At 62.5% G+C, this 25,212-nt stretch carries 22 protein-coding genes; 14 read left to right on the forward strand and 8 right to left on the reverse strand.

Annotated features, from left to right (window positions below; genetic code table 11):
- Nucleotides 1–191: 191 nt before the first annotated feature.
- From ACM6IM_RS15460 to ACM6IM_RS15470, 3 genes are all read left to right on the forward strand, one after another.
- Entirely contained in the window at nt 192–677 is a 486-nt protein-coding gene (locus ACM6IM_RS15460) for a flavin reductase family protein (RefSeq protein ID WP_192303876.1), read from the forward strand.
- A gap of 124 nt (nt 678–801) precedes the next feature.
- Nucleotides 802–1,845 carry an LLM class flavin-dependent oxidoreductase gene (locus ACM6IM_RS15465; protein WP_192303878.1) on the forward strand — a complete coding sequence of 348 codons (1,044 nt, stop codon included), beginning with the start codon at nt 802–804 and terminating at the stop codon, nt 1,843–1,845.
- 316 nt (nt 1,846–2,161) lie between these two features.
- Nucleotides 2,162–3,553, forward strand: a complete 1,392-nt coding sequence (locus ACM6IM_RS15470; protein WP_414865606.1) for an MFS transporter — start codon at nt 2,162–2,164, stop codon at nt 3,551–3,553.
- Nucleotides 3,554–3,606: 53 nt separating this feature from the next.
- Here the strand turns inward: ACM6IM_RS15470 and ACM6IM_RS15475 are convergent, their stop codons facing one another.
- The 3 genes from ACM6IM_RS15475 to mqo form a co-directional block, all read right to left on the reverse strand.
- Nucleotides 3,607–4,725 (reverse strand): glycosyltransferase 61 family protein, encoded by a 1,119-nt coding sequence (locus ACM6IM_RS15475; RefSeq protein ID WP_414865607.1) that lies wholly within the window; start codon nt 4,723–4,725, stop codon nt 3,607–3,609.
- Between the two features lie 50 nt (nt 4,726–4,775).
- The gene (locus ACM6IM_RS15480; protein WP_414865608.1) at nt 4,776–5,930 is read right to left on the reverse strand and encodes a hypothetical protein; all 1,155 of its coding nucleotides are present in this window, start codon (nt 5,928–5,930) and stop codon (nt 4,776–4,778) included.
- A gap of 500 nt (nt 5,931–6,430) precedes the next feature.
- Nucleotides 6,431–8,077 (reverse strand): malate dehydrogenase (quinone), encoded by a 1,647-nt coding sequence (gene mqo / locus ACM6IM_RS15485; protein WP_414865609.1) that lies wholly within the window; start codon nt 8,075–8,077, stop codon nt 6,431–6,433.
- A gap of 381 nt (nt 8,078–8,458) precedes the next feature.
- On the opposite strand from mqo, the gene ilvD reads away from it, so the two are divergent.
- A complete protein-coding gene (gene ilvD / locus ACM6IM_RS15490; protein WP_201190498.1) occupies nt 8,459–10,141 on the forward strand; it encodes a dihydroxy-acid dehydratase in 1,683 nt (560 codons plus the stop codon).
- 110 nt (nt 10,142–10,251) lie between these two features.
- Here ilvD and ACM6IM_RS15495 read toward each other — a convergent pair whose 3' ends face one another.
- Nucleotides 10,252–10,992: a DUF72 domain-containing protein gene (locus ACM6IM_RS15495; RefSeq protein ID WP_414865610.1), complete on the reverse strand. Its 741-nt coding sequence runs from the start codon at nt 10,990–10,992 to the stop codon at nt 10,252–10,254.
- Nucleotides 10,993–11,149: 157 nt separating this feature from the next.
- Here ACM6IM_RS15495 and ACM6IM_RS15500 point away from each other — a divergent pair, with 157 nt between their 5' ends.
- On the forward strand, nt 11,150–11,581 hold the full coding sequence (locus ACM6IM_RS15500; RefSeq protein WP_192303898.1) for a nuclear transport factor 2 family protein: 432 nt from the start codon (nt 11,150–11,152) through the stop codon (nt 11,579–11,581).
- A gap of 49 nt (nt 11,582–11,630) precedes the next feature.
- Here the strand turns inward: ACM6IM_RS15500 and ACM6IM_RS15505 are convergent, their stop codons facing one another.
- Together ACM6IM_RS15505 and ACM6IM_RS15510 are read right to left on the reverse strand one after the other, a co-directional pair.
- Entirely contained in the window at nt 11,631–12,191 is a 561-nt protein-coding gene (locus ACM6IM_RS15505; RefSeq protein ID WP_414865611.1) for a nucleotidyltransferase family protein, read from the reverse strand.
- A gap of 71 nt (nt 12,192–12,262) precedes the next feature.
- Entirely contained in the window at nt 12,263–12,772 is a 510-nt protein-coding gene (locus ACM6IM_RS15510) for a winged helix-turn-helix transcriptional regulator (protein WP_201190501.1), read from the reverse strand.
- Between the two features lie 100 nt (nt 12,773–12,872).
- Between ACM6IM_RS15510 and ACM6IM_RS15515 the strand changes: the two genes are divergently transcribed.
- Together ACM6IM_RS15515 and ACM6IM_RS15520 are read left to right on the forward strand one after the other, a co-directional pair.
- On the forward strand, nt 12,873–13,502 hold the full coding sequence (locus ACM6IM_RS15515; RefSeq protein WP_201190502.1) for an isochorismatase family cysteine hydrolase: 630 nt from the start codon (nt 12,873–12,875) through the stop codon (nt 13,500–13,502).
- Nucleotides 13,503–13,506: 4 nt separating this feature from the next.
- Entirely contained in the window at nt 13,507–15,072 is a 1,566-nt protein-coding gene (locus ACM6IM_RS15520) for an aldehyde dehydrogenase (NADP(+)) (RefSeq protein ID WP_414865612.1), read from the forward strand.
- Between the two features lie 7 nt (nt 15,073–15,079).
- Here the strand turns inward: ACM6IM_RS15520 and ACM6IM_RS15525 are convergent, their stop codons facing one another.
- A complete protein-coding gene (locus ACM6IM_RS15525; protein WP_192303908.1) occupies nt 15,080–16,078 on the reverse strand; it encodes a bile acid:sodium symporter family protein in 999 nt (332 codons plus the stop codon).
- A 371-nt stretch (nt 16,079–16,449) separates the two neighbouring features.
- Between ACM6IM_RS15525 and chrA the strand changes: the two genes are divergently transcribed.
- Nucleotides 16,450–17,658 carry a chromate efflux transporter gene (gene chrA / locus ACM6IM_RS15530; RefSeq protein ID WP_414865613.1) on the forward strand — a complete coding sequence of 403 codons (1,209 nt, stop codon included), beginning with the start codon at nt 16,450–16,452 and terminating at the stop codon, nt 17,656–17,658.
- Nucleotides 17,659–17,668: 10 nt separating this feature from the next.
- Here the strand turns inward: chrA and ACM6IM_RS15535 are convergent, their stop codons facing one another.
- Nucleotides 17,669–17,890 (reverse strand): hypothetical protein, encoded by a 222-nt coding sequence (locus ACM6IM_RS15535; RefSeq protein WP_192303912.1) that lies wholly within the window; start codon nt 17,888–17,890, stop codon nt 17,669–17,671.
- Between the two features lie 197 nt (nt 17,891–18,087).
- On the opposite strand from ACM6IM_RS15535, the gene ACM6IM_RS15540 reads away from it, so the two are divergent.
- The 6 genes from ACM6IM_RS15540 to ACM6IM_RS15565 all read left to right on the forward strand — a co-directional run bounded on the left by ACM6IM_RS15540 (nt 18,088) and on the right by ACM6IM_RS15565 (nt 25,212).
- Complete coding sequence (locus tag ACM6IM_RS15540) at nt 18,088–18,858, forward strand: alpha/beta hydrolase (protein ID WP_414865614.1); 771 nt, start codon at nt 18,088–18,090, stop codon at nt 18,856–18,858.
- 122 nt (nt 18,859–18,980) lie between these two features.
- Complete coding sequence (locus ACM6IM_RS15545) at nt 18,981–19,238, forward strand: DUF2790 domain-containing protein (protein WP_414865615.1); 258 nt, start codon at nt 18,981–18,983, stop codon at nt 19,236–19,238.
- Between the two features lie 39 nt (nt 19,239–19,277).
- Nucleotides 19,278–19,949, forward strand: a complete 672-nt coding sequence (locus ACM6IM_RS15550) for a heavy metal response regulator transcription factor (protein WP_414865616.1) — start codon at nt 19,278–19,280, stop codon at nt 19,947–19,949.
- A complete protein-coding gene (locus tag ACM6IM_RS15555; RefSeq protein WP_414865617.1) occupies nt 19,946–21,349 on the forward strand; it encodes a heavy metal sensor histidine kinase in 1,404 nt (467 codons plus the stop codon). Before ACM6IM_RS15550 ends, ACM6IM_RS15555 begins: the two co-directional genes overlap by 4 nt.
- Nucleotides 21,350–21,527: 178 nt before the next feature.
- Nucleotides 21,528–22,712: an acetyl-CoA C-acyltransferase family protein gene (locus ACM6IM_RS15560; RefSeq protein WP_414865618.1), complete on the forward strand. Its 1,185-nt coding sequence runs from the start codon at nt 21,528–21,530 to the stop codon at nt 22,710–22,712.
- A 112-nt stretch (nt 22,713–22,824) separates the two neighbouring features.
- Nucleotides 22,825–25,212 carry a DUF3772 domain-containing protein gene (locus ACM6IM_RS15565; RefSeq protein ID WP_414865619.1) on the forward strand — a complete coding sequence of 796 codons (2,388 nt, stop codon included), beginning with the start codon at nt 22,825–22,827 and terminating at the stop codon, nt 25,210–25,212.

Consider the following 25,212-nt stretch of genomic DNA (forward strand, 5'->3'; position numbering starts at 1 on the left):
GTCCCCTGATACGCTTTCCTGACGAATGACCGGCGCGTTAAATGTGACGAAAACCCCGTAATCATTGGGCGAAACGGCGAAAACATACGTTTATCGGTAGACCTGAAAAAGCGTTTGCAAACGACATATTACGGTATACCATCATACCTACAAACTCATAAAAACCCGCTTCACCGCCAGAGGACCGTCCCATGATCGATGCCGCCATCTACAAACAAGTGATGGGTTCGTTTCCGTCCGGGGTCACCGTGATCACCACGCTCGATGACGACGGGCAAATCGTCGGCCTGACCGCCAGCGCCTTCAGCTCGCTGTCCATGGACCCGGCCCTGGTGCTGTTCTGCCCCAACTACAGCTCCGACTCCTACCCGGTCCTGATCAGGAACAAGCGTTTCGCCATCCACGTGCTGTCCGGCGGCCAGCAAAGCGAAGCCTATGCGTTCGCACGCAAAGGCAAGGACAAGGCCCAAGGCATCGAATGGACGTTGAGCGAGCTGGGCAATCCGATCCTGGCCAACGCCACGGCGGTGATCGAGTGCGAGCTGTGGCGCGAATATGAAGGGGGCGACCACGCAATCATGGTCGGCGCGGTCAAGAACCTGATCGTGCCGCAACAAAACGCCGGCCCGCTGGTGTACTGCCACGGCAAGATGGGCGCCCTGCCCGTGCTGGCCTGAAGCCCCTTTTTGCTCCCACCGGCCGAGAGCAGCAAAAAATTTGCAGTTAGTTGGTATTATGGTATACCAATAATCAACAGCCCCGCAGTCGACGGGGCGACCACAAGAGATTCGAGGTAGCGTCATGAAATTTTCCCTGTTCGTACACATGGAACGTTGGGACGAAAGCGTCAGCCACCGCCAGTTGTTCGAAGACCTGACCGAACTGACCCTGCTGGCCGAAGCCGGTGGTTTCAGCACCGTGTGGATTGGCGAACACCACGCCATGGAATACACCATCTCGCCGAGCCCGATGCCGCTGCTGGCCTACCTGGCCGCCAAGACCACCACCATTCACCTGGGCGCCGGGACCATCATCGCGCCGTTCTGGCACCCGCTGCGGGTCGCCGGTGAATGCGCGCTGCTCGACGTGATCAGCAATGGCCGCATGGAAGTCGGCCTGGCCCGTGGCGCCTACCAGGTTGAATTCGACCGCATGGCCGGTGGCATGCCCGCCTCGAGCGGCGGCCAGGCCCTGCGCGAAATGGTGCCGGTGGTGCGTGCGCTGTGGCAGGGCGACTACGCCCACGATGGCGACATCTGGAAATTCCCGACCTCCACCAGCGTGCCCAAACCCATCCAGCAGCCGAACCCGCCGATGTGGATCGCGGCCCGCGACCCGGACTCGCACAACTTCGCCGTGGCCAACGGCTGCAACGTGATGGTCACGCCGCTGATGAAAGGCGACGAGGAAGTGCTCGACCTGAAGAACAAGTTCCAGGCCGCGCTGGACAACAACCCGGGCGTGCCGCGCCCGCAACTGATGGTCCTGCGTCACACCCATGTCCATGAAGCCAATGATCCCGAAGGCTGGAAAGTCGGGGCCAAGGCGATCTCGAAGTTCTACCGCACCTTCGATGCCTGGTTCGGCAACAAGCAAACGCCGGTCAACGGTTTCCTCGCCCCGAGCCCGGAAGAGAAGTTCGCCGGTCGTCCGGAGTTCGAACTGGACAGCCTGCACAAGACCGCCATGATCGGCACCCCGGAAGAAATCATTCCGCGTATCAAGTACTACCAGGAACTGGGTGTCGACGAATTCAGCTTCTGGTGCGATAACAGCCTGCCCCACGCGGAAAAGAAAAAGTCCCTGGAGCTGTTCATCAAACACGTGATCCCGGCCTTCCGCTGAGTTCATGACCTGCCCCCGGACGCGAAGCCCGGGGGTGGATCGATGTGTGGCGCTATCTGCCACGCCCCCCTAGCCGCCTCCCATCACCCGCCCTGCCCTCCGGCGCCTGCGCGCCAGCGTTTGCGCCAAGCAGAACGGCTTCTGGCCAATCGATCCTCTGAACGATCAACCTTGTGGATGACGGGTGACGGCTCTTCTGCGAACCGGCGCTGGATGGTAAAACTCATCGCCAGGTTTTCTGTTCCAGCCTTCGGGAAAGGATTAAACGGTGAAGTCACGCGCCATGCCGGTTTCAAACACCCCGGTCGAGCCAGGTATGAGTGTGCAGACCCGCCTGATTGCGTGGGTGGTGGCCGTGACCTTCTTCATGGAAAATCTCGACGCGACAGTCATTGCCACCGCGCTGCCGGCCATGGCCAGCGCGTTCGGTGTCACCCCGGTCGATATGAACGTCGGGATCACCGCCTATATTCTTGCAGTGGCCATTTTCATCCCGTTGTCGAGCTGGGTCGCCGACCGGTATGGCGCTCGTCGGGTGTTCGCCGGTGCAATCATCGTCTTCACCCTGGCGTCACTGCTCTGCGGGTTCAGCCAGAATTTCGAAATGTTCGTGTTCGCCCGCGTGCTGCAAGGCATTGGCGGTGCACTGATGGTGCCGGTGGGACGGCTCGCGGTCCTGCGCAACACCGACAAGAAAGACCTGGTGAACATGATCGCGGTGATTACCTGGCCCGGCCTGATAGCCCCCATTCTCGGCCCCGTGGTGGGCGGCCTGATCGTCACACACGCTTCGTGGCCGTGGATCTTCTACGTCAATGTACCGCTCGGCGTCATGGCGTTGCTGGCCGCGCTTCGGCTGGTGCCCGAAGGCCATGAAGCCAACGCTCGTCCCTTCGACGGCAAAGGCTTCGTGCTGCTGGCCGGCGCGTGTGTCCTGCTGCTGGGTGGCCTGGAATGGCTCGGCAGCCAGCACGGCAACGCCATGCTCTATGGGCTCGGGGCGCTGCTGGCTGGGGTCATGCTGGCCGCGTGGGCGGTGCACCACAGCCGACACCATGCCAACCCGTTGTTGCCCCTCGGCACCCTGGCCCTCAACACGTTCCGCGTCTGTATTGTCGGCGGTTCGCTGTTTCGCCTGGCCATCAGCGCCCTGCCGTTTCTGCTGCCGCTGTTGTTCCAGGTCGGCTTCGGCCTGTCCCCGGTCGATGCCGGCCTGCTGGTGCTCGCGGTCTTTGCCGGCAATCTCGCCATGAAGCCGTTCACCACGGCGATCATGCAACGCTACGGTTTTCGCAAGGTGCTGCTGGTCAATGGCGTCATCGGCGTCATGTCCATCGCAGCCTGCGCCCTGTTTACCCCGCACACGCCATTGGCCCTGATTGCAGGGGTGCTCTTCGTAGGCGGCTTGTCGCGGTCCATGCAATTCACCTGCTACAACTCCATCGGCTTTGCCGACGTTCCCAAGGCGCGCATGAGCGAATCTTCAGCGCTGTTCAGCCTGTTTTTCCAGTTGGCCATGGGCATGGGCGTCGCGGTCGCCGCATTGCTGCTGCGCGCCTCGATGTCGCTGCAAGGCCATGAACAGCAGGCGCAGGTGGCGGACTTCCGAATGGCCTTTATCGGGGTGGCCGTGTTGGGGTTGCTGGCTTTGGTGGATGTGATCAGGTTGCCCGGGGATGCGGGCGACAGTGTGTTGAAACGGGCCTGAGCGGACCAGAAGCGCCTTGCCGGGACGACCGGTCCCCGGCAGTCCCCCGCTGCTCACGAAGGAAACAGATCCAGTGTCCGCTCCACCTCGTCGATATCCATCGTGAAACCATCGCCCTCGGGCCGGCCCACGACAAAACCGAAGTTCTGATGATCACGATCCGTCAGGTATTTGTAGTAACTGACAAAGCGGTTCGGCGGTTGCAGCGTCAGCACTGAGCCCCCCTGCTTCAGCACATTCACCCCATGCACCAGCTGACTGCCTTCGACACCGATCACGGTCTGCGCGCCGGCGCAGGTTGCCACGATGGTCGGGACGTCGCTCTTCAACGGATCGAGGATGCGAAAGCCGCGGGTCTTGTGCAGGTGTTCCGCGACTTCCAGTTCGTTGCGCAACAGGCGCAGATCGCCAGCGCCGCCACGCAGGATGAACACGCCGGGGTGCGGCGCATGGTCCACGTGAGACAACAGCTTTTCACCCATGGCCCGATAGCGCAGGTGCCGGCTGCGGTTCTGGCTTTGATCGTCGAACAGCACCAGTTCGCGGAAGAAGGCCGTGTGCAGGCGCGTCGGCTGCATGTCGAACCAGTCCTCGTACGCAGGCGTCTGGGTGAACAGCGGAAAGCGCGCAGACGGTGCGGTGGTCACCGGCAAACCTTCTTCGCGGGCCAAGGCGTAGGTCGGGCAGTCTTCCATCAACCAGGTGCCAAACCAAGTGTTGCCATTTTGCGTGCAATACACCGCTGCACGCTGGATTTCCCGTTCCACGACAATGTGCGGAAAGCGTACGGGCTTGAGCGACAGCCACAGACTGGCGTTGCCCTTGTAGAGCACGCCATCGATCAGCCAGACATCCTTGAGCAGGTAACCGCGCGTCGCGCCTTGCACGACATCCCCCAACCCTTCCATGGTGCGCGAAGGATGTTCATAGGGGTAAAAACGCTTGGCCTCCCAGCCTGTCACGCGCTCCATCTGGCCAGGCAGGAAGAACGCCGGCGGCGAATGCGTGACCTCGCTCGGCGCGATGTCCCAGCTTTTCACCGCGAGGTTTTTCAGGTTGATCTCGGCTTTGTGCGCAAGCTTTTTCCTCGCCAGGTGCCGATAGGCTGCCAGCGTCCACTTTTTTCGGCGGCCGGCGCGCACGGTGCCCAGCTGCGAAACATCGCTTTCCATGAACGTCCTCCCGCAAGGCGTTGACACCACTGAACGGTTTCGGCCACACCTCAGGTAGATGTAACCATTTGTAAAATTGGCGTGGCCTGCAAACCAGCGTAGCGGCTGCGCAAGGTTTCGAGAAACTGTTCGCCTGATTTTTCTGCGCAATGCAGGTAAATCCTGTCCACCCCGCCAAAGACCATCTCGTGATAACGGCGAGCCGCCTCCTCGCCGCTTTGGCCATCGGGCAAGCCCAGGTGCAGGGTCAACGCCTTGCCCTCGAAGGCGAACAACGGCGTGTCCCAGAGGAAGCGGGCTGCGCCGGTCTTCGGCAGGCGAATGAACAGGTAAGCGTCATTGCCCAGGGAATCAACGTCGCCACCGCGTCTTCTCTTCCACTTCAGCAGCCCGTCATCGGGTCGGGCGACGCACAGCCCGATGTCGTAATAATCGAAGCCATGGGCGATCGCCCATTCAAGCGCCAGGTACGTGGTCATCGAATTGACTTCACGCAGCTTCTTCGCATCGGAAAAGACCGCCTCGGTATAACCGAAACGCAGGGTGCTCCAGTAACGCTTGCCGTTGCGGGTGATGACGCAACCCAGGTGGCAGGCCACCACCTCGCCGTTCAGCTCGATGAGGTCGAGCCGCCCGGTCGTCCTGGCGATCCGGAAGACTTCCCGGGTGTCGAACTGAGCCGCATGGGTGCCCTGACGGGCAACGGCATAAGGACGAAGCATGTCACGGTCCGCCCGTTCGATGTCCTCATCCAGCAGCGCCTGGCGCATCTGATAAAGCGGTCGGTTCTTGCGGATGCTGCGGCGCAGTTCGCTGTCGTAGCGGGCGGTGATGTCTTCCAGGGACCGCCCTAATGGCACCACGGCACTCAGGTAGACCGGCACGTTCAACGCGCCCGTGGTTGGCACTTCGCTGATCACCACCACGTGCTGTGAGGCCACAGGCTGCGCTTGATCGTCTTGCACGCCGTGGTCGATCAACGATTTGCCGCCGATCAGCAGCTTGGCCATGTCCCGGCGATTTTTGCGGCCGACGTACAGGACTTCGTAGGGACTTTCATGCTGCAGCCGGAACCGGGTAATTTCCCAGCGCCATAGACAGGCTTGCTCCATTAAGCCGTGAAGCCGGTGCGCCATGCTTCGAAGCTCATAGCGCATCGAAGGCGAGACCCATTTTCTGACCAGTGCCGCCAATTTTTCCTTCACTGCATCCTCTCCTTGAACAATGTTGAGAAAAAGGTCAAAGAAACATCCGGCGGCACCTCACAGCCGTACTAAAACCCTGATTTAGCGCATATTTTCAGGCATTTATTTTTTTACATTAAGTAACAGTTAAGGGAAGAAGCGCCTGATTTGCAAGCAAGATTCCGAAGCAGTCAGGGCTTGAAATCTTAACAACGAACAGCGGGACGGGCCGCGAAAACAAGTCAAGCGCGCTATTCAAACCATTGATTAATAATAGCTTTCCACCTTTACTTGGCCTCATTCGGTTCACGCAATGCCTTCTGGCTCAACGTCGCCAGACACGCTTAAGCCTTGATACGGAAGGGATTTTGACAGAGGCAGTTTTTTACATTCTGAAACATATTTGACAGAATTCCGGCTCGCTCGCCTTGACTGACGGTAATTTGACGATTGAAACCCTGCCCACAAAAAAGCCCACTGACCGTTACCGGTTCAGTGGGCTTTTCGAAACACTGCTCTTTTTACAGAGCCATGTCCCGTGCCGCTTCAGGCTTCGGCGCGTCTGCCGGAGCCGCCGCTGGCGCTGGCGCTGGCGCCGCCTGACCAATCACCGGTGGTGCCGGCAATTGCAGGATCCTGGCGGTGTAGGCCCACTCCTCGGCCACTTTGGCCGGGTCGTTGTTCAGCTGAGTGCCGTAGCTCGGCACGATCTTGTGCAGTTTGGCCTGCCACTCAGGGGTGGCGACCTTGTCCTTGAACACCTTCTGGATCACCGACAGCATGATCGGCGCAGCCGTCGAAGCACCTGGCGAGGCGCCCAGCAGACCGGCGATCGAACCGTCAGCCGAAGCAACAATCTCGGTGCCCAGTTTCAACACGCCGCCCGCCGCTTCGTCACGCTTGATGATCTGCACGCGCTGACCGGCCTGCCACAGACGCCAGTCTTCGGCCTTGGCATTCGGGAAGTACTCCTTAAGGGCGTTGAGGCGGTCTTCATCCGACAGCATCAACTGACCGGCGAGGTACTCCACCAGCGGGTATTCCTTGATACCGACCTTGGTCATCGGCCACACGTTGTGAGTGGTCGTGGTGGTCAGCAGGTCCAGGTACGAACCTTCCTTGAGGAACTTGGTGCTGAAGGTCGCGAACGGGCCAAACAGGATGACGCGCTTGCCGTCCAGGACACGGGTGTCCAGGTGCGGAACCGACATCGGCGGTGCCCCCACCGAAGCCTTGCCGTAGGCCTTGGCCAGGTGTTGCTCGGCGATGGCCGGGTTGTCGGTGACCAGGAACGAACCACCGACCGGGAAGCCTGCGTATTCACGCGCTTCAGGAATGTCCGATTTCTGCAGCAGGTGCAGCGCACCGCCGCCGGCGCCGATGAACACGAACTTGGCGTCGGTTTCGGATTTGCTGCCGTCTTTCAGGTTTTTGTAGCTGACGCGCCAGGTGCCGTCTTCGTTGCGGGTGATGTCCTGCACTTCGCTGGACAGCTTCAGGTCGAATTTCGGCGTGGTTTGCAGGTGCGCAACGAACTGGCGGGTGATCTCGCCAAAGTTCATGTCGGTGCCGAGCGGGCTCCAGGTGGCCGCGATTTTCTGGTTCGGGTCACGCCCTTCCATCATCAGCGGGACCCACTGCTTGATCACCGCCGGGTCTTCGGAGTACTGCATGCCGGCGAACAGCGGGCTGGCCTTCAGCGCTTCGTAGCGTTTCTTGAGGAACTTGATGTTGTCATCGCCCCACACGAAGCTCATGTGCGGAGTGGAGTTGATGAACGAACGCGGGTTCTTCAGCACGCCCTGCTGAACCTGCCAGGCCCAGAACTGACGGGAGATCTGGAAGGCTTCGTTGATTTCAACGGCTTTCGGGATCGATACGTTGCCTTTGTCGTCTTCCGGGGTGTAGTTCAGCTCGGCCAGGGCAGAGTGGCCGGTACCGGCGTTGTTCCAGCCGTTGGAGCTTTCCAGGGCGACGCCGTCAAGGCGCTCGATCATTTCCATCGAGGTGCCGGGTTCCAGCTCGTTGAGCCAGACGCCGAGGGTCGCGCTCATGATGCCGCCGCCAATCAACAGCACATCGACTTTCTTGGCTTCTTCGGCCTGGGCAGTCGTCATCCCCAACGACAAGGCCAGACCCAGCAGGGCCGTGTTCACTTTCTTAAACATCTGTAGCACCTATGATAAAACGTCATCCACCCTGCCTTCCCGCTGACGAGTCCCCAATCACGACAGACAGGCCGACTGTCCCCGGTACTCGCGCATGGAATTGCAGGGCGGGCACACAAGGCCGATTGCATGCATCGACCCCAGTTATATGTCCCTACCGAACTGACTTTTTATCTTTTTTGGCTTCAGCTACTTGAGCGACAGTGATTCTGCTCGCCTGTCACCAGGGACAGGAAAACGGAATGGATCAAACCCAGTGGCGCGAAGAATATCACGACACGGCAAACCCGCGCGTCTGTTCCTGACCCGATAGTCCGGGCGTGCGCGTCGGGGCCACTATACTGATCCTGATTTTTCCAGGTGCCCTGGCGAGGAGCAGTCATGAGCAGTAAAGACGATTTGCGCAAATATTCCTCTCAAGTGGTCGATGGCGTGGAGCGCGCACCCGGCCGCTCGATGCTGCGCGCCGTGGGTTTCACCGATGAGGATTTCAAGAAGCCGCAGGTCGGCATCGCCTCGACCTGGGCGATGGTCACGCCTTGCAACATGCACATCGACAAGCTGGCCCAGGAAGTGGAAAAAGGCGCGAATGCCGCCGGGGCCAAGGGCGTCATTTTCAACACCATCACCATTTCCGATGGCATCGCCAACGGCACCGAAGGCATGAAGTATTCGCTGGTATCACGCGAAGTGATCGCCGATTCCATCGAGACGGTGGTCGGTTGTGAAGGCTTCGACGGGCTGGTGACCGTAGGCGGCTGCGACAAAAACATGCCGGGGTGCCTGATCGGCATGGCGCGGCTGAACCGCCCTGCGATCTTCGTGTATGGCGGCACCATCCGCCCGGGCGCCGGGCACACCGATATCATTTCCGTGTTCGAAGCCGTGGGCCAGAACGCACGCGGCGACATCAACGAGATCCAGGTCAAGCAGATCGAGGAAGTGGCGATCCCCGGCCCCGGCTCGTGCGGCGGCATGTACACTGCCAACACCATGGCTTCGGCCATCGAGGCACTGGGCATGAGCCTGCCCGGCTCCAGTTCCCAGGACGCCGTCGGCAGCGACAAGGCCTCGGACAGTTTCCGCGCCGGACAGCAGGTCATGGAACTGCTCAAGCTCGACCTCAAGCCGCGGGACATCATGACCCGCCAGGCTTTCGAAAACGCCATCCGCGTGGTGATCGCCCTCGCCGGCTCGACCAATGCGGTGTTGCACTTGCTGGCCATGGCCCACGCGGTGGATGTCGAGCTGAGCCTGGATGACTTCGTCGAACTGGGCAAGGTCTCGCCGGTGGTGGCCGACCTGCGCCCCAGCGGCCGGTACATGATGAGCGAACTGGTGGCCATCGGCGGTATCCAACCGTTGATGAAACGCATGCTCGCCGCCGGAATGCTACACGGGGATGTCATGACCGTCACCGGCAAGACCCTCGCGCAGAACCTGCAAGATGTGGCGGATTACCCTGATGGCCAGGACGTGATCCTGCCCTTCGACCAACCGATCAAAAAGGATTCGCACCTGGTGGTGCTGCACGGCAACCTCGCGCCCAGCGGATCGGTCGCCAAGATCACCGGCAAGGAAGGCCTGCGCTTTGAAGGCACGGCGCGGGTCTATCAGGGGGAAGAAGGCGCGTTGGCCGGCATTCTCAACGGTGAAGTGAAAGCCGGTGAGGTCATCGTGATTCGCTACGAAGGGCCCAGGGGCGGCCCAGGCATGCGCGAAATGCTGTCGCCGACCTCGGCGGTGATGGGCAAGGGCCTGGGCAAGGACGTGGCGCTGATCACCGACGGGCGCTTTTCAGGGGGCTCCCATGGTTTCGTGGTCGGCCACATCACCCCGGAAGCCTTCGAGGGCGGGCCGATCGCGTTGATCGAAGACGGCGACCGGATCACCATCGACGCCGAAACCCGGCAGATCACGGTGGCGGTGTCCGACGCCGTGCTGACCGAACGCAAGGCGCGCTGGGTGCGGCCGGAACCGAAGTACAAACGCGGAGTGCTGGCCAAGTACGCGAAGACCGTGTCCAGCGCGTCGGAGGGGGCGGTGACGGACAAGTATCTCTAGGCGATGGGCTGGCGTTGCCTGAGCCGTTGCTATCGCGAACAGGCTCGCTCCCAAAGGGGGGGCAGTCTGCACCTGCCCAATGTGGGAGCGAGCCTTCTCGCGATGAGGCCTTATAAACCCGCCCATCCCAGCAACTCACCCAGGGTCAACGCATTGCCCAGGGCGAAGCCACTGGCGGTGTTGTCGAAAATGCACCAACAGGCCCCACCCGCCCCCGCCGCGCCTTGGACCTGCGCGGCCAGCGCCTGCAACCGGCTTCGGTCGTAGTCACTGTGATAAATGCGCGGCGAACCATGCCAGCGCCAGTAGCGAATGCCCGGCCATCCACCCGGCATATCCCCACCGGGAATCGGCGAGGGATCCGCCGCTACCCGACCGACTTCATGCTCGATCAACATCGCCTCCGCGCCCAGCCAGCTCGCATGCCGTGGCTCAAGCACCACGTGCCCCGCAAAGCGCTCGCGCAGAGCCCGGAAAAACGCCGTCGCTTTGTCCTCTTCAAAGAGGAGTGACGGCGGCAGTTGCACCAGCACACAGCCCAGGGCATCCCCCAGCCCCGTGCATTGGGAGAAAAACGCGTCCAGCAACGGCTCGCAGTCGTGCAGGCGCTGAACATGGGTGATGGTCTTGGGCATCTTCACCGAAAAACGCAAAGTCGCCGGCACCGACTGCGCCCAACGCTCATAGGTTTGTCGTCGATGCGGTCGGTAGAACGAGCTGTTGATTTCAACGGCGTTCAAGCGCGACGCGTAACGCTGCAAGTGCGTTCCTTGCGCAGCAAACCGCGGCCACTCACTGCGCGGCAGGCTCCAACCGGCACAACCGACATAGAGCTGATTCGCCTCGTTCAATGGGCCCCTCCACTGACAACGTGATCCCGTTCCTGGATTCGAGAAAACTGCGCCCGGCAAGTTCGTTTTTTTCCTGGCACATGCTAGGTTGTACGACGACTGATGAATAACATTCACGGTTCATCAATCGCTCACCCACAACAACAAGGAATGCCCCATGAAAAAAGTGAAAGTGCTGGTTGGTTTTCTCTGCCTGTTCAGCGGCTACGTCGCCGCCGCCCCGTCTGCGGGCGAGGCCGACGTGGCCAAGGCGGTCGACAAGCTGACCCAAGCCATGCTGAAAAAGAACATCCCCGAACTCAATGCGCTGACCGCCGAGAACCTGACCTACGGGCATTCCAGCGGCAAGATCCAGAACAAGCAGGAATACATCGCCGACATCGAAACCGGCCGCAGCGCGTTCAAGACCCTGGAGATGCAAAACCAGACCATCAACCTGTCCGGCGACGTCGCGCTGGTGCGCAATCATTTCTCGGCGCAGGCGCTCAAGGGCACCGAAGTGATTCCGACCGAGATCGAGAACTTCCAGATCTGGCAGAAGCAGAAGGGCCAGTGGCTGCTGGTAGGGCGTCAGGCGTTCAAGTTCTGATGCCATGACTCAAGGGGGGCATCCTGGCGCGATGTCCCCCTTTTTGCATTCAGGCCTCGACCAGGCGCAGAAAAGGCCAGCGCGCCCGGTAGCTCTCGGCCTTCTGCACAAACAGGTCCGGCTGGTGGTTGCGCGGATTGATCCGTAACAACCCCTGCTCGATATCGCTCAGGCCGTACGTCGCATGCAGTTCACCCGTCGCCACGTCCAGGCCAATGCAAGTGCCCGCCACCAGATAGCGGTCGATGCCCTCCTTCGCTGACTGCAACTTCGGGTAGTCTCGGCCGAATCGCTGTTTGTACCAACAATGAACCCGCGCCTGGTTCTTGAATTCGAGGTTCGCGTCGAGGTCATGGAAGAGTGCCCGCGCCGCCAGGATCACCTGGTTTTCGGCCTCCCACGAGGGGTCTTCATCGAAGTAGAAGATGTCGTAATCCTTGATGCCCCACTCGGCAGGCCGGCCAGACTGGTGATTCCATACCGCCTGAAACAGGCAGCCTGCGGTCAGCATGCACTGGTGCAGCCCGAGCTCGGGCAGGCGTCGGACAATCTCGGCATTGGCCGGGTTGGTCATGGCGATGGCGATCAGTGTTTCGGCGGTCAATGGCATGCGGGCTCCGTGCGCGATGGCGAAAATCCTTATGGCAGAACTGATTCAGCAAGCGGTGCGTTGCAGGCGCTCTATTGCGGGCTGCGGCTGCCCTTGAACGCCTCGCGCCGGGCCTGACGTTCAGCGCTGTAGGCGGCACTCTGCTCGCTGATCAGCTCATCACGGCGCAGCAGCTCACCGCAGTGGGCACAAACCGGCCCCAGGCCAGCGGGCTCACCGCAGGTCTTGTGGGTGTAGACCACCGCCAGCCCCTCTTCCGGCGACTTGCACCAGGTCTCGCCCCAGGCGCGCAATGCCAGCACCACCGAGTAGAAAGCCCGGCCTTTTTCACTAAGGTGATATTCGTAGCGTGGCGGTCGTTCGTTGTAGAGGCGGCGTTCGACCAGGCCTTCGGCTTCCAGGTTTTTCAGACGCGTGGCGACCATCTGCGGAGTGCCGCCGGTCTGCGCCTGGATCTCGTCGTAGCGATGGCTACCCATGAACAACTCCCGCAGCACCAGCACGGTCCAGCGGTCACCCACGACGGCTTCGGCCCGTGCAATCGGGCACAGGGTGTCGGGTGCAGGGGTGTTTATCGACATAGGGACTTGCCTCTTTCCTAGTTACTATGATTATCATATCTACACGATGCACGGGCAAGCCCCGGCACCTGTCACTCATCTTTTCGTGGAGAACATCCTGATGTCGAACGCCCTTTATCCGCTCAATCGCACCGCCTATCTGCTGGTCGATCCGTACAACGATTTCCTGTCCGAAGGCGGCAAGGTCTTCCCCCTGATCGAGCCGATCGCCGAGCAGGTGGGCCTGCTCGACAACCTGCGCGCCCTCGACCGCGCCGTACGCGCCCAGGGCATTCAGGTCGTCATCGTACCGCACCATCGCTGGGAGCATGGCGACTACGAAAACTGGGACCACCCGACGCCAACCCAATGCAAGATCATGCACATGCACCACTTCGCGCGGGGCGAATGGGGCGGGGAATGGCACCCGGACTTCGCGCCGAAGGACGGCGACATTGTCGTCCAGGAACACTGGGGCTCCAGTGGTTTCGCCAACACCGACCTGGATTTTCGCCTCAAGCAGAAAGGCATTACCCACGTGATCATCGTCGGCCTGCTGGCCAATACCTGCATCGAGGCGACCGCCCGCTACGCATCGGAAATGGGTTACCACGTCACGCTGGTGCGTGATGCAACCGCCGCGTTCCGCCCGGAAATGATGCACGCCGCCCATGAACTGAACGGCCCGACCTTCGCACATTCGATCGTGACCACGAACGAACTGGTCACCGCCCTCGCCGAGCAGGAGTGAACCGATGAAACTCACAGGAAACCTGCTGATCGGGGCCCATGATGTCCCGGCCAGCGAAGGGACGATGAAGGCCCTCAACCCCGCCACGAATCAATGGCTCGACACCGATTTCGCCCTGGGCGGCGCGGCCCAGGTGCATCAGGCCGCCGTCCTCGCCGACGAGGCATTCGACAGTTACAGCCATGCCTCGCTGAGCCAGCGCGCGGCGTTTCTGGAGAGTATCGCCGACAATCTCGAGGCCGTTCGCAGCCCATTGGCCGAGCGGGCCGCACTGGAAACGGGGTTGCCGCAAGCGCAGCTCGAAGGTGAAGTCGGTCGAGCCGCCACGCAGTTCCGCCAGTTCGCCCAGGTGGTGCGCAAGGGCCGCTTCCTGCAACTGGCCATCGACCCGGCGCAACCTGAGCGTCAGCCGCGACCGCGCATGGACCATCGCCTGCAGAAAATCGCCCTCGGTCCGGTGGCCATTTTCGGCGCGAGCAACTTCCCGATCGCCTACTCGGTGGCCGGCGGCGACACCGCTTCGGCGCTGGCCGCAGGCGCCACCGTCATTCTCAAGGCGCACAACGCCCATCCGGGCGCTTCGGAAATCCAGGCGCGAGCGATCCAGAAGGCCGTGCACGATCACGGTCTGCACGAGGGCGTGTTCTCGATGGTGCGCGGCAGCGGCAACGCCATCGGCGAAGCGCTGGTGGATCATCCGCTGATCAAGGCCGTGACGTTCACAGGCTCGGAACATGGCGGCATGGCCCTGTATCGCCGCGCGCAGCAACGGCCCGATCCGATTCCTGTGTTTACCGAAATGACCAGCATCAACCCCACGTTCATCCTGCCCGCCGCACTGGCCGAACGCGGCGCACCGATCGGCGACGGTTTCATCGAACGCATGCTGGTCAACGTCGGACAAGCCTGCCTGCGGCCCGCCCTGCTGATCGCCATCGAGGGGCCTGGCCTGCAAGCGCTGCGCGAGGCGATGGTGAAACGCGTGAGTGAGGCCCCGGCCCGCACGATGTTGACGCCGGGCATTCATGCGTCCTACCTCAAGGGGCTCGCCGCCCTGGAAGCGGCGGGGGCGCACAGGATTGCCCAGGGCTCGAGCGCCCGTGCGGACTTTGACGGCCAGTCGGCTTTGCTGGAAGTCAGCGGCCACCGCTTGCTCGGCGAAGCGGTGCTGTCCCAGGAGGTGTTCGGCCCGTCAGCGCTGCTGGTGACGGTCGAGGATGATGCGCAATGCCTCGCCGTGGCCCGCTCGCTCAACGGCCAGCTCAGCGCCACCCTGCACCTTGAAGAGCAGGACCTGCCGCTGGCCCGGCGCCTGTTGCCGGTACTGGAGCGACGCACCGGGCGCATCGTCGTCAACGCCTTCGCCCACCCGCAGGAAGTGACCCACGCCACCGTTCACGGCGGACCGTTCCCGGCGACATCCGACAGCCGCTTCACGTCGGTGGGCATGACATCAATCGAGCGCTTCCTGCGTCCGGTGGCTTACCAGGGTTTCCCCCAGGCGCTGCTGCCCGAAGCGCTGCGTGACTTCAACCCGCTGCAATTGCCGCGCAGTGTAGACGGCCAGTGAACCGGCCTCAGGGATCGACCTGAGCCATCAACTCCGGGACGCTTTCCGGACGTTTGGCATAACGTTGCGCAAGGACTGCGCAGACCATCAACTGAATCTGGTGGAACAGCATCAGCGGCAGGATCAGCACGCCGATGGTGCTGCCGGCGAACAGCACCTGGGCCATGGGCACGCCGGTCGCCAGACTTTTCTTCGAACCGCAAAACAGGATGGTGATGCGGTCTTCCTGGTTGAAACCGAAGGCCTTGCCAAGCACGGTGGATGCCAGCAGGACCAACGCCAGCACGATGCAGCAGGCGACCACCAGGCCTGCCAGTTCCCAGAGCGGGATCTGATGCCAGATGCCTTCGTTCACCGCCTCGCTGAATGCGCCGTAGACGACCAGCAGGATCGAACCCTGATCGACGAATTTAAGCCAGTTCTTGTTGCGCCCCACCCAGGCGCCGATCCAGCGCCGGGCAATCTGACCGGCGATGAATGGCAACAACAATTGCACGCTGATTTTCACGATCGCATCCAGCGTCGAACCACCATCGCCGTGGACGTTGAGCAGCAACGTCACCAGCAACGGCGTGAGAAAAATCCCGAACAGGCTGGAAGCCGCCGCACTGCAGATCGCCGCCGGGATATTGCCGCGTGCCAGGGACGTGAAGGCAATCGCCGACTGCACCGTGGCCGGCAATGCGCACAGGTAGAGCATGCCCAGGTACAGATCGTCGCCAATCAGCGGCGAGAGCACGGGCTTGAGGGCCAGGCCGATCAGCGGGAACAGGATGAACGTCAGGCTGAACACCAGCAGGTGCAGGCGCCAGTGGCCGGCGCCGGCGATGATCGACTCACGGGACAGTTTGGCGCCATGCAGGAAAAACAGCAGGGCAATGGCCAGGTTGGTCAGCCAGCCAAAACCCACCGCGACCTGACCGCTGGCGGGCAGCAGGCTGGCGAGAATGACCACGCCGATCAGGGTCAGGGTGAAGTTATCGGGCAGGAAACGGGGGCGAGTCATGGGTATCTTCCAGGGCGCGAGGTACATGGCATCGACTTTAACGCGCCTGCTGATTGCCGGCTAACGCTAATAAGCCAGCAGATATCGCCAAACGGACACAGGTTCTGCGGGGTCTGCAAATCTTGTGAACACCTCAAATCACTGTGGGAGCTGGCTTGCCAGCGATGGCGGTGGGTCAGGCGCCAGGGATGGTGGCTGTGCTGGCCCCTTCGCGGGCAAGCCCGCTCCCACAGGTTCTGCGGCGTTTGCGAATTTTTTGAACACCTCAAATCACTGTGGGAGCTGGCTTGCCAGCGATGGCAGTGTGTCAGACACCGCTTATAGAATAGCCCTCACCCTCCGCGCGCCAATGACCTCAGGACACCACCCGCATGACCGATTCCCGTCTACAGATACGCACCAGCGCCTGGTCGGTGTTTCTCATCTTCCTGCGCCTGGGGTTGACCTCGTTCGGGGGACCCATTGCGCACCTGGGCTATTTTCGTGCGGAGTTCGTCAGCCGCCGGCGCTGGTTGAGCGAGCGCAGCTACGCCGATCTGGTGGCGTTGTGTCAGTTCCTGCCGGGGCCCGCCAGCAGTCAGGTGGGCATCGCATTGGGCTTGTCGCGGGCGGGTTACCGGGGCGCGCTGGCGGCCTGGGCCGGGTTCACCCTGCCCGCTGCCGTCGTGCTGATCCTGTTGGCCCTGGGCCTGACCCACTACGGCTCGCTTCTACCCTACGGCGCATTGCACGGCCTCAAAGTGGTGGCCGTGGCGGTGGTGGCGCAAGCGGTGTGGGGCATGGCGCGCAACCTGTGCACCGACGCCTTGCGCATCACGGTCATGATGGTTGCGGCCTGCATCGTCGTGCTGGAAACGTCCGCCTGGACGCAGGTCAGCGTGATGGCGGCGGCGGGCCTTGCGGGCCTGCTGCTGTTCAAACCCGCACAGGCGGTCGCTCACGATCCGCTGCCCTCCCCCCTCGGCCGGCGAGCGGGCGTGGCCTGGCTCTCACTGTTTGTGGTGTTGTTGGTGGGCCTGCCGCTGGCCAACGAACTGATATCGAATCAAACCCTTGCGATGGTGAACGCCTTCTACCGCAGCGGTTCCCTGGTATTCGGCGGCGGCCATGTCGTGCTGCCGCTGCTGCAAAACGAGGTGGTCCAACCGGGCTGGGTCGACAACCAAACCTTCCTGGCCGGGTACGGCGCCACGCAGGCGATGCCGGGACCGCTGTTCACGTTCGCGGCGTTTCTCGGCGCCGCCATGAACCAGGCGCCCACGGGCATCAGCGGCGGTTTGATCGCGCTGCTGGCGATCTTTTTACCGTCCTTCCTGCTGATCCTCGGTGCCCTGCCCTTCTGGGAAGCGATGCGCCAAAGCCCAAGGACCCAGGCGGCACTGATCGGGGTCAATGCGGCGGTGGTCGGGCTGCTGCTCGCCGCGCTCTATCACCCGGTCTGGACCAGTGCCATCGATCGACCGCAAGACTTCGGCCTGGCGCTGCTGGCCCTGGTCGCGTTGATGTTCTGGAAACTGCCGCCCTGGCTGGTGGTGATCGCGGGTGGAGCCTCGGGATGGCTGCTGAGCCTCGCGGGATGAACGCTGCCGCCTAGGTTCCGCGACCCACGCCTTCCGTGGCATGGGAAAAAGCCACACCGGCCTCGCGCACCAGGGTTCGCCATTCCGAGCTGCTGATCAGCGCGGCCTGTTCCATCTCATCCGCCGCCTTCAGCAACTCATCGTATTGCTCCTCCACATCCATGCGGATTTCAGGGTGTGCCAGCAAGTGGTACCAGGCCGCCAGGGCTTCGCGTCGTCGGTCATGAGTCATGAGTGTTCTCCTGTCGTTGTGCTGATTTGGCAGGACCGCGTCCATGACCGTTCCAGGCGCCCGACATACGGCAGACCTCGCATTACAAACTTGTCATCGAGTTGTCAGCATCGCCAGCACCCGCGTTTTCTAAAGTGGCGGCGTCGCTCACCCACATCGGGTGACACCTCCCACTGATGATGACAAGGGTCGATACCATGAAACCATTGAGAAAATTTTGCCTGATCGCCGCCAGCCTGATGCTGCTGGGCACCGGCTCCGCCATGGCAGCCGACATTGCTCCGGTCAAGGCCAACAACGTCGTGCTGGTGCACGGTTCCTGGGCCGATGGCTCGAGTTGGGCGGACGTCATTTCTCGATTGCAGGCCGCCGGCCTGCATGTCACCGCCGTGCAGAACCCGCTGACATCGGTCGCCGACGACGTCGCGGCCACCAAACGCATCCTGGATCAACAGGATGGCCCGACGGTGCTGGTCGGCCACTCCTACGCCGGCACTGTGGTCAGTGAAGCCGGGGTCGATCCGAAGGTCAGCTCCCTGGTGTACGTCGCGGCTCGCGCCCCCGACGCCGGTGAGGACTTCGTGGCGCTTTCGGCCCGCTACCCGACCATGCCCGTGCGCGCCGGCACCGAAGAACACGACGGTTTCGTCAGCCTCAAGCAGGATGCCTTCCTCAAGTACTTCGCCGGCGATGTGCCACCCGCCAAGGCCCTGCAGCTGTTCGCCGTGCAACAACCGATCGCCAAGACCCTGTTCACCGACCGCACCACCGTGGCCGCCTGGCACAGCAAGCCGTCGTGGTACGCGGTGTCCAGCCTCGACCAGACCATCAACCCGGACCTCGAACGCTTCCTCGCCAAACGCATGAACGCCAGCACCATCGAGCTGCCCTCGAGCCACCTGTCGCTGGTGTCCCATGCCAAGGAAATCGCCGACCTGATCCTTGAGGCCGCGGGCCGCCAGCCCTGATTGCGGTTCATTACAACATTGTCATTGTTCTGTTGGTCGGCTGTCCGGATCGCCTGATTAACCTGGATTCACTGTCAGGTCACCCACCGGCAGCCACCACCACCTGTAGAGAGAAACTCACCATGAAAATGTCCATCTTCGGTTTCGCCGCCCTCCTCGCCGCCGGCTCGGCGTTTGCCGACACGGCGCCTACCGCACCGTTGATCCACGACAAGACCGGCTTCTTCGTGCACCTGGATGTCGCCAAGGTCCTGTCCAGCACTGACATTTCGCAGCAATGCGGGGTCATTCCGGCGAAACTCGACTACCTCGACTCCCTGAGTCGCGAACACGTGCTGGATTACCAGGTCGACGGCTCGGGCTGCACCAATGATCATTGATCCGGCTAAACTGGCACCCCTGGTCTGAGGCGCATTGGCATGAACATCCTCGTAGTGGAAGACGAACCCAAGGCAGGCAATTACCTGCTCAACGGCCTGCAGGAACTGGGCTACTGCGTCAGCCTGGCTCGGGATGGCGCCGATGGTTTGCACCAGGCCCTGGAGCATGACTTCGACGTTATCGTGCTGGACGTGATGATGCCGAAGATGGATGGCTGGGAAGTGCTGCGGCGCCTGCGCAAGGAAGCCGATACGCCGGTGCTGTTCCTCACCGCCCGGGATGACATCGCCGACCGCATCAAGGGCCTGGAACTGGGCGCCGACGACTACCTGATCAAGCCCTTCTCCTTCGCCGAACTGGTGGCGCGCCTGCGCACCCTGACCCGCCGTGGCCCGACCCGTGAGGAAGAACAGCTGCAGGTGGCCGACCTGCAGATTGACGTGCTCAAGCGACGCATCACCCGCGCCGGGGTGCGCATCACCCTGACCAACAAGGAATTTGCCCTGCTGCACCTGTTCGCCACGCATCAGGGCCAGGTGCTGTCGCGCTCGATGATTGCTTCACGGGTCTGGGACATGAATTTCGACAGTGACACCAACGTCGTCGATGTCGCCGTGCGCCGCTTGCGCCTCAAGATCGACGACCCGTTCCAGCTCAAGCTGATCCACAGCGTGCGCGGTATCGGCTACCGCTTCGATACCCAGCCATGAACGGCCTGCGCCACTCCCTGACCCTGCGCCTGGCGCTGGTGTTCGCCTTGCTCGCATTCGTCTCGCTGACCCTGCTGGGCGTGGCGCTGTACCGCGATCTGGAGCGCGAACTGATCCGCCGCGACGACGCCGCCCTGGTCAACCGCATCGACCAACTGCGCACCTTCCTCAACGACAGCAACGCACTGGAGCTGATCCGGACCAAACCGGCGCTGTTCCAGAACATGCTGGGCAATCGCGAAGCCCTGCTGACGATCACGTCTGCGGATCAAAAGCCCTTGCTGGTGGTCAACCCCGGCAACCTGCCGCTGCCATCGCTGGCGCCCGTGGCGATGGACCGTCCGCTGAGCCTGGCGGACGTGCAGCATTATCCCGGTGTGGACGGCATCCCGTTCGCGGCCGTCGCCGCGACCATCGACTCGGGTGACATGGGTAGCCTGCGAGTGCTCACCGGGCGCCTGATGACCGAGCGCACCGCCGTGCTCGCCAGCTACCGGATCAATGTGTACCTGTTTGCCAGTGTCGCGGCGGTGCTGCTGGCATTGTCCGGCTACCTGCTGGTGCATCGTGGCTTGCTGCCGGTGCGGCGCCTGGCCCGGCATGCCCATGGCATCGGTGTCGGCAACCTCGGCGAGCGCCTCGACAGCCATGGCGCCCCCCGGGAGCTGTTGCCGATGATCGACGCCTTCAACGCGATGCTCGATCGGTTGGGCAAGGGTTTCGTACAACTGGGCCAGGTCTCGACGGACATGGCGCACGAGCTGCGCACACCGATCAACAACCTGCTCGGCGAAACCCAGGTTGCCCTGCAGCAGCACCGCAGCATCGAAGCCTATCAGCAGCTATTGGCCTCCAATGTCGAAGAACTCGAGCGCCTGGCGCGCATGCTCGACAACATGCTGTTTCTGGCCCGCACCGACCCGTCCAGCGCCCTTAAACAACGCCAGGAGCTGGACGCCGCCGACGAAATGCAACGCATGGCCGACTATTTCGAAGGGCCGGCGGCCGATGTCGGCATCCACATACGGGCCGGGGGCAGCGGCGTGATCTGGGCCGAACCGATGCTGCTGCGCCGGGCGCTGGCCAACCTGTGCGCCAACGCGATCAAGTACGGCGCGCCCCACTCCGAGCTGGTCATCGACGCCACGCCGTGCGCCGAGGGCATTCGCCTGAGCGTGGACAATCACGGCCCGACCATCCCGGCCGAACACCTGCCCCGACTGTTCGAACGTTTCTACCGCGTCGACGAATCCCGCGAACGCTCGGCCAACTCCAATGGCCTGGGCCTGTCGATCGTCGCGACGATCATGCAATTGCACAACGGCACGTGCAGCGCCAGCAGCCAAGACGGCGTGACCCGTTTCGAGCTGGTTTTCCCGGCTCGGCGTCAAGGTGAATGAACCGGCCGCTTTCGCGAGCAAACCCGCTCCCACAGGTTCCCTGAGTACCGCCATGCCACTGGCAAAAAACACCACTGTCCTTGAGCACTTGCGACATAGGCCAATGCCGTCACCGCGCCTAGACTCTTTCCCCCATGACAGTGCCCGCGCGCACCCGACTTGAATCAGGGAAACCCTCATGAACCCTTCCGACATTTATGTGATCAGCGCCGTCCGTTCCGCCATTGGCAGCTTTGGTGGCTCGCTCAAGGATGTGCCACCGACTCAACTGGCGACCGACATTTGCCGGGCAGCCATCGAGCGCTCGGGCCTGGCGCCTGAGCATATCGGCCATGCGGTGTTGGGGCATGTGATCCCCACCGAAGCCCGCGACGCCTACATCTCCCGTACGGCGGCGATGAATGCCGGCCTGCCGAAAGAAACGCCGGCCTTCAACGTCAATCGCCTTTGCGGCTCCGGTTTGCAGGCGATTGTCAGCGCCGCGCAGAGCCTGATGCTGGGGGATGCGGGGGCGGCGCTGGCCGGCGGTGTCGAGTCCATGAGCCGTGGCGCCTACCTGTTGCCGCAAGCACGCTGGGGTGCGCGCATGGGCGACATGCAGGCCATCGACTACATGCTCGGTGTATTGCAGGACCCGTTCGAGGGTTTCCACATGGGCATCACCGCGGAAAACGTCGCCGAGCGCTTCGGCATCACGCGCCAGGCCCAGGACGAACTGGCCTTGCTCAGCCAGCAACGGGCGGCGCGGGCGATTGCCGAAGGCCGGTTTGCCAGCCAGATCGTGCCGATCGAAATCCCGTCGCGCAAAGGCACCGTGACCTTCGACACCGACGAACATGTGCGCAGCGAGGTGAATGCCGAGCAACTGGCGAAGATGAAGCCGGCCTTCAAGAAAGACGGCAGCGTCACCGCCGGCAACGCCTCCGGGCTCAATGACGGCGCCGCCGCGCTGATACTGGCCACCGGCGAAACGGTTCGCGCCCATGGCCTCAAGCCGATGGTGCGTCTGGTCGGCTACGCCCATGCCGGTGTCGAGCCGGAACTGATGGGGCTCGGCCCGATTCCCGCCACTCGCCTGGTGCTCAAGCGTGCCGGACTGACCGTGGCCGACCTGGACGTCATCGAGTCCAACGAAGCCTTCGCCGCGCAAGCCTGCGCCGTGGCCCAGGCGCTGGGCTTCGACCCGGAAAAGGTCAACCCCAACGGTTCGGGCATCTCCCTGGGCCATCCGGTGGGCGCGACCGGTGCGATCATCGCGACCAAGGCCATTCACGAACTGCACCGCGTCCAGGGCCGTTACGCCCTGGCGACCATGTGCATCGGCGGTGGCCAGGGCATCGCCGTGCTGTTCGAACGCGTCTGAACCGCGCTTCGGCGGGGCTCGAGCGGGCCCCGCCGGGCAAACTATCCCTCGAAGGCCGACCGAATGACCTAACCTCATAGGCTGAATGACCCACAACCGAGTCTGCCAGGCTATGTGCAATGCATTGCGCTCAGTGGTTTTCCTCCTGTTCTCCCTGCTCGTGCCGAGCGGCGCAACACTGTTGGCCGCCGACCTGACGGGTAACGCCCCTTCCCTGTCCGGCCTCTCGCCAGTGGCCGTCTCCCAGAGTGACCTGCAAGGGCTGCAACAGCGCCTGGACCGGATCAAGCAACAGGTTTCCCAGGCCAACAACGTGACCCAGATGGTCACGTTGCAGGACCTGATCCAGTCGTTCATCACCGATGTCGCGGCCATGCAGTCGGCGCTGCTGCCCGAGCAGAAACAATTGCAGGCCCAGCTCGATGTACTGGAGCCGGTCGCCCAGGACGAGGTTGTCCTTGAGAGATCGGAAATCGCCACGCAACGGGCGGCCATTTCCGAGCAGAAAAGCAAAGTCGACGCCGCCCTGAAGACCCTGACCGGCCTCAGGGACAGCGCTGCCGGCCTGCTCATCCAGATTGCCGCGATTCGCCGCAGCCTGCTGGAATCGGAAATGTCCCTGCGTGCCTCCAGTGTGCTGAGCGCAACCTTCTGGGCACCGTTGTTCAACCCGCCGGAGGACGACGTCCAGCGCGTGCGCACCTTCTTCCAGCATGTGGCGGCGGCGTTGGCGGTGGCCTGGCTGCCCGGCGAGCGCCTGCTCACGGTGGCGCTGGTGATACTGGCGTTCGTCCTGTGGACGGTGGGACGCCGGGTCGCGGACCGTGGCTTGACCTGGGTGTGCATTCACCGAATGCCCGAAGGTCGCCTGCGCCGAAGCTCCCTGGCCTTCGCCTCCGTCGCGGCCACGCTGCTGACCACCGCCTGCGCGATGGCTTTGCTGTTTTATGCCTTGACCCGGCATATCCCGTTGTCGCCGCTGATGCAGAGCTATTCCGACGAGTTCGAAAAAGTGGTGTATGTGTGCGTGCTGATCACCGGCCTGAGCCGCGCCCTGCTGTCGACACAACACCCGTCCTGGCGCCTGCCTGCCATCGCCGACCCGGTCGCGCAGGCGATCAGGCCCTTCCCCAGACTGGTGGCCGGCGTCCTGCTGGGGCTGCTGACCCTGGTGCAAGTGGTCAATGTCACCGACATGAGCAGTCAGGCCGTGCTGTTCGCCCGTGGTTTCGTTTCTTTGGTCGTGACCTTGCTGATCGGCGCTCTGTTCCTGCGCATCAGCAAGGCCCGCCGGCTGGTGGCAGCCACTGGCGACCATCCGCCGGCACATTCGGCAGTTGCCAGCCTGCTTTATGCCTTCGCCTGCCTGTGCGTGATTGCCTCGTTGTGCGCGCTGTTGATCGGCTACATCTCCGCCGCACGGTTCATCACCTATCAACTGGTGTGGATGTTCATCATCCTGTCCGGCTTCTACTTGCTGGTGCAGTTGTTCAACGATGCCTGCGAACACCTGTTCTCCCCCAAGAGCGCCAGCGGCAAGGCGCTCAAGCAAGTCATGGGCATCGGCGACACACGCCTGGAGCAGGCGTCGGTGGTGCTGTCGGGCGTGGGCCGCGCCGCGTTGGTCCTGCTGGCGATCATCACCTTGTTCGTCGGCGGCGTGGGCACCACGCTCGGCCAGTTGGTCGACCAGACCGTGGCCATACTCGGCGGCGCCGGGTTGCGCAAACTGAACATCATCCCCGGCCATTTGCTCAACGCCGTGCTGGCGCTGTTGATCGGCATCTACCTGGTGCGCACGTTGCGACGCTGGCTGGACAACGAGTTCCTGCCCAAGACCCGGATGGACCCGGGCATGTGTGCCTCGCTCAGCACCCTGTTCGCCAACATCGGCTATGCGCTGGTGATCCTGCTGACCCTGTCGTCGCTGGGGGTGCAGTGGACCAACCTGGCCTGGATCGTCAGTGCGTTGTCGGTGGGGATTGGTTTCGGCCTGCAGGAAATCGTCAAGAACTTCGTTTCCGGCCTGATCCTGCTGACCGAGCGCCCGGTCAAGGTTGGGGACCTGATCAGCATCAGCGGCGTCGAAGGCGACATCCGCCGGATCAATGTGCGGGCCACCGAAATCCAGCTCAGTGACCGCTCGATCGTCATCGTGCCCAATTCGCAGCTGATTTCGCAGAACCTGCGCAACGTGACCCTGGGCGGCAGTGCCCAGGGCGTGGCGTCACTCGAGTTGACCTTCCCCTTGGACATCGACCCCGAGCAGGTGAAGGACCTGCTCAACAACGTCTATACCGAGAACGAAAGCATCCTCGAGAAACCGGCGCCGGTGGTTCGCTTCAGCAAGCTGACGCCCGATGGCATCACCCTGACCGTCACCGGCTACGTGGCCAGCCCGAGGATTGTCGGGGTCACCAAAAGCGACCTGCTGTTCGAAATCCTCAAGCGTCTGGGGGCGGCGGGCATCGAACTGGCGAAGCCCGCGTCGACGACGTGA

It is taken from the genome of Pseudomonas sp. IT-P12 (assembly GCF_949767465.1).
GTDB lineage: Bacteria > Pseudomonadota > Gammaproteobacteria > Pseudomonadales > Pseudomonadaceae > Aquipseudomonas.

Coding starts and splice junctions, on each gene's coding strand:
- ACM6IM_RS15500 (WP_192303898.1), top strand. CDS start 11,150: ATGAAAAAAGTGAAAGTGCTGGTTGGTTTTCTCTGCCTGTTCAGCGGC.
- ACM6IM_RS15545 (WP_414865615.1), top strand. CDS start 18,981: ATGAAAATGTCCATCTTCGGTTTCGCCGCCCTCCTCGCCGCCGGCTCG.
- ACM6IM_RS15565 (WP_414865619.1), top strand. CDS start 22,825: ATGTGCAATGCATTGCGCTCAGTGGTTTTCCTCCTGTTCTCCCTGCTC.
- ACM6IM_RS15475 (WP_414865607.1), bottom strand. CDS start 4,725: ATGGAAAGCGATGTTTCGCAGCTGGGCACCGTGCGCGCCGGCCGCCGA.
- ACM6IM_RS15520 (WP_414865612.1), top strand. CDS start 13,507: ATGAAACTCACAGGAAACCTGCTGATCGGGGCCCATGATGTCCCGGCC.
- ACM6IM_RS15515 (WP_201190502.1), top strand. CDS start 12,873: ATGTCGAACGCCCTTTATCCGCTCAATCGCACCGCCTATCTGCTGGTC.
- ACM6IM_RS15535 (WP_192303912.1), bottom strand. CDS start 17,890: ATGACTCATGACCGACGACGCGAAGCCCTGGCGGCCTGGTACCACTTG.
- mqo (WP_414865609.1), bottom strand. CDS start 8,077: ATGTTTAAGAAAGTGAACACGGCCCTGCTGGGTCTGGCCTTGTCGTTG.
- ACM6IM_RS15525 (WP_192303908.1), bottom strand. CDS start 16,078: ATGACTCGCCCCCGTTTCCTGCCCGATAACTTCACCCTGACCCTGATC.
- chrA (WP_414865613.1), top strand. CDS start 16,450: ATGACCGATTCCCGTCTACAGATACGCACCAGCGCCTGGTCGGTGTTT.
- ACM6IM_RS15550 (WP_414865616.1), top strand. CDS start 19,278: ATGAACATCCTCGTAGTGGAAGACGAACCCAAGGCAGGCAATTACCTG.
- ACM6IM_RS15470 (WP_414865606.1), top strand. CDS start 2,162: ATGAGTGTGCAGACCCGCCTGATTGCGTGGGTGGTGGCCGTGACCTTC.
- ACM6IM_RS15540 (WP_414865614.1), top strand. CDS start 18,088: ATGAAACCATTGAGAAAATTTTGCCTGATCGCCGCCAGCCTGATGCTG.
- ilvD (WP_201190498.1), top strand. CDS start 8,459: ATGAGCAGTAAAGACGATTTGCGCAAATATTCCTCTCAAGTGGTCGAT.
- ACM6IM_RS15560 (WP_414865618.1), top strand. CDS start 21,528: ATGAACCCTTCCGACATTTATGTGATCAGCGCCGTCCGTTCCGCCATT.
- ACM6IM_RS15510 (WP_201190501.1), bottom strand. CDS start 12,772: ATGTCGATAAACACCCCTGCACCCGACACCCTGTGCCCGATTGCACGG.
- ACM6IM_RS15555 (WP_414865617.1), top strand. CDS start 19,946: ATGAACGGCCTGCGCCACTCCCTGACCCTGCGCCTGGCGCTGGTGTTC.
- ACM6IM_RS15465 (WP_192303878.1), top strand. CDS start 802: ATGAAATTTTCCCTGTTCGTACACATGGAACGTTGGGACGAAAGCGTC.
- ACM6IM_RS15505 (WP_414865611.1), bottom strand. CDS start 12,191: ATGCCATTGACCGCCGAAACACTGATCGCCATCGCCATGACCAACCCG.
- ACM6IM_RS15460 (WP_192303876.1), top strand. CDS start 192: ATGATCGATGCCGCCATCTACAAACAAGTGATGGGTTCGTTTCCGTCC.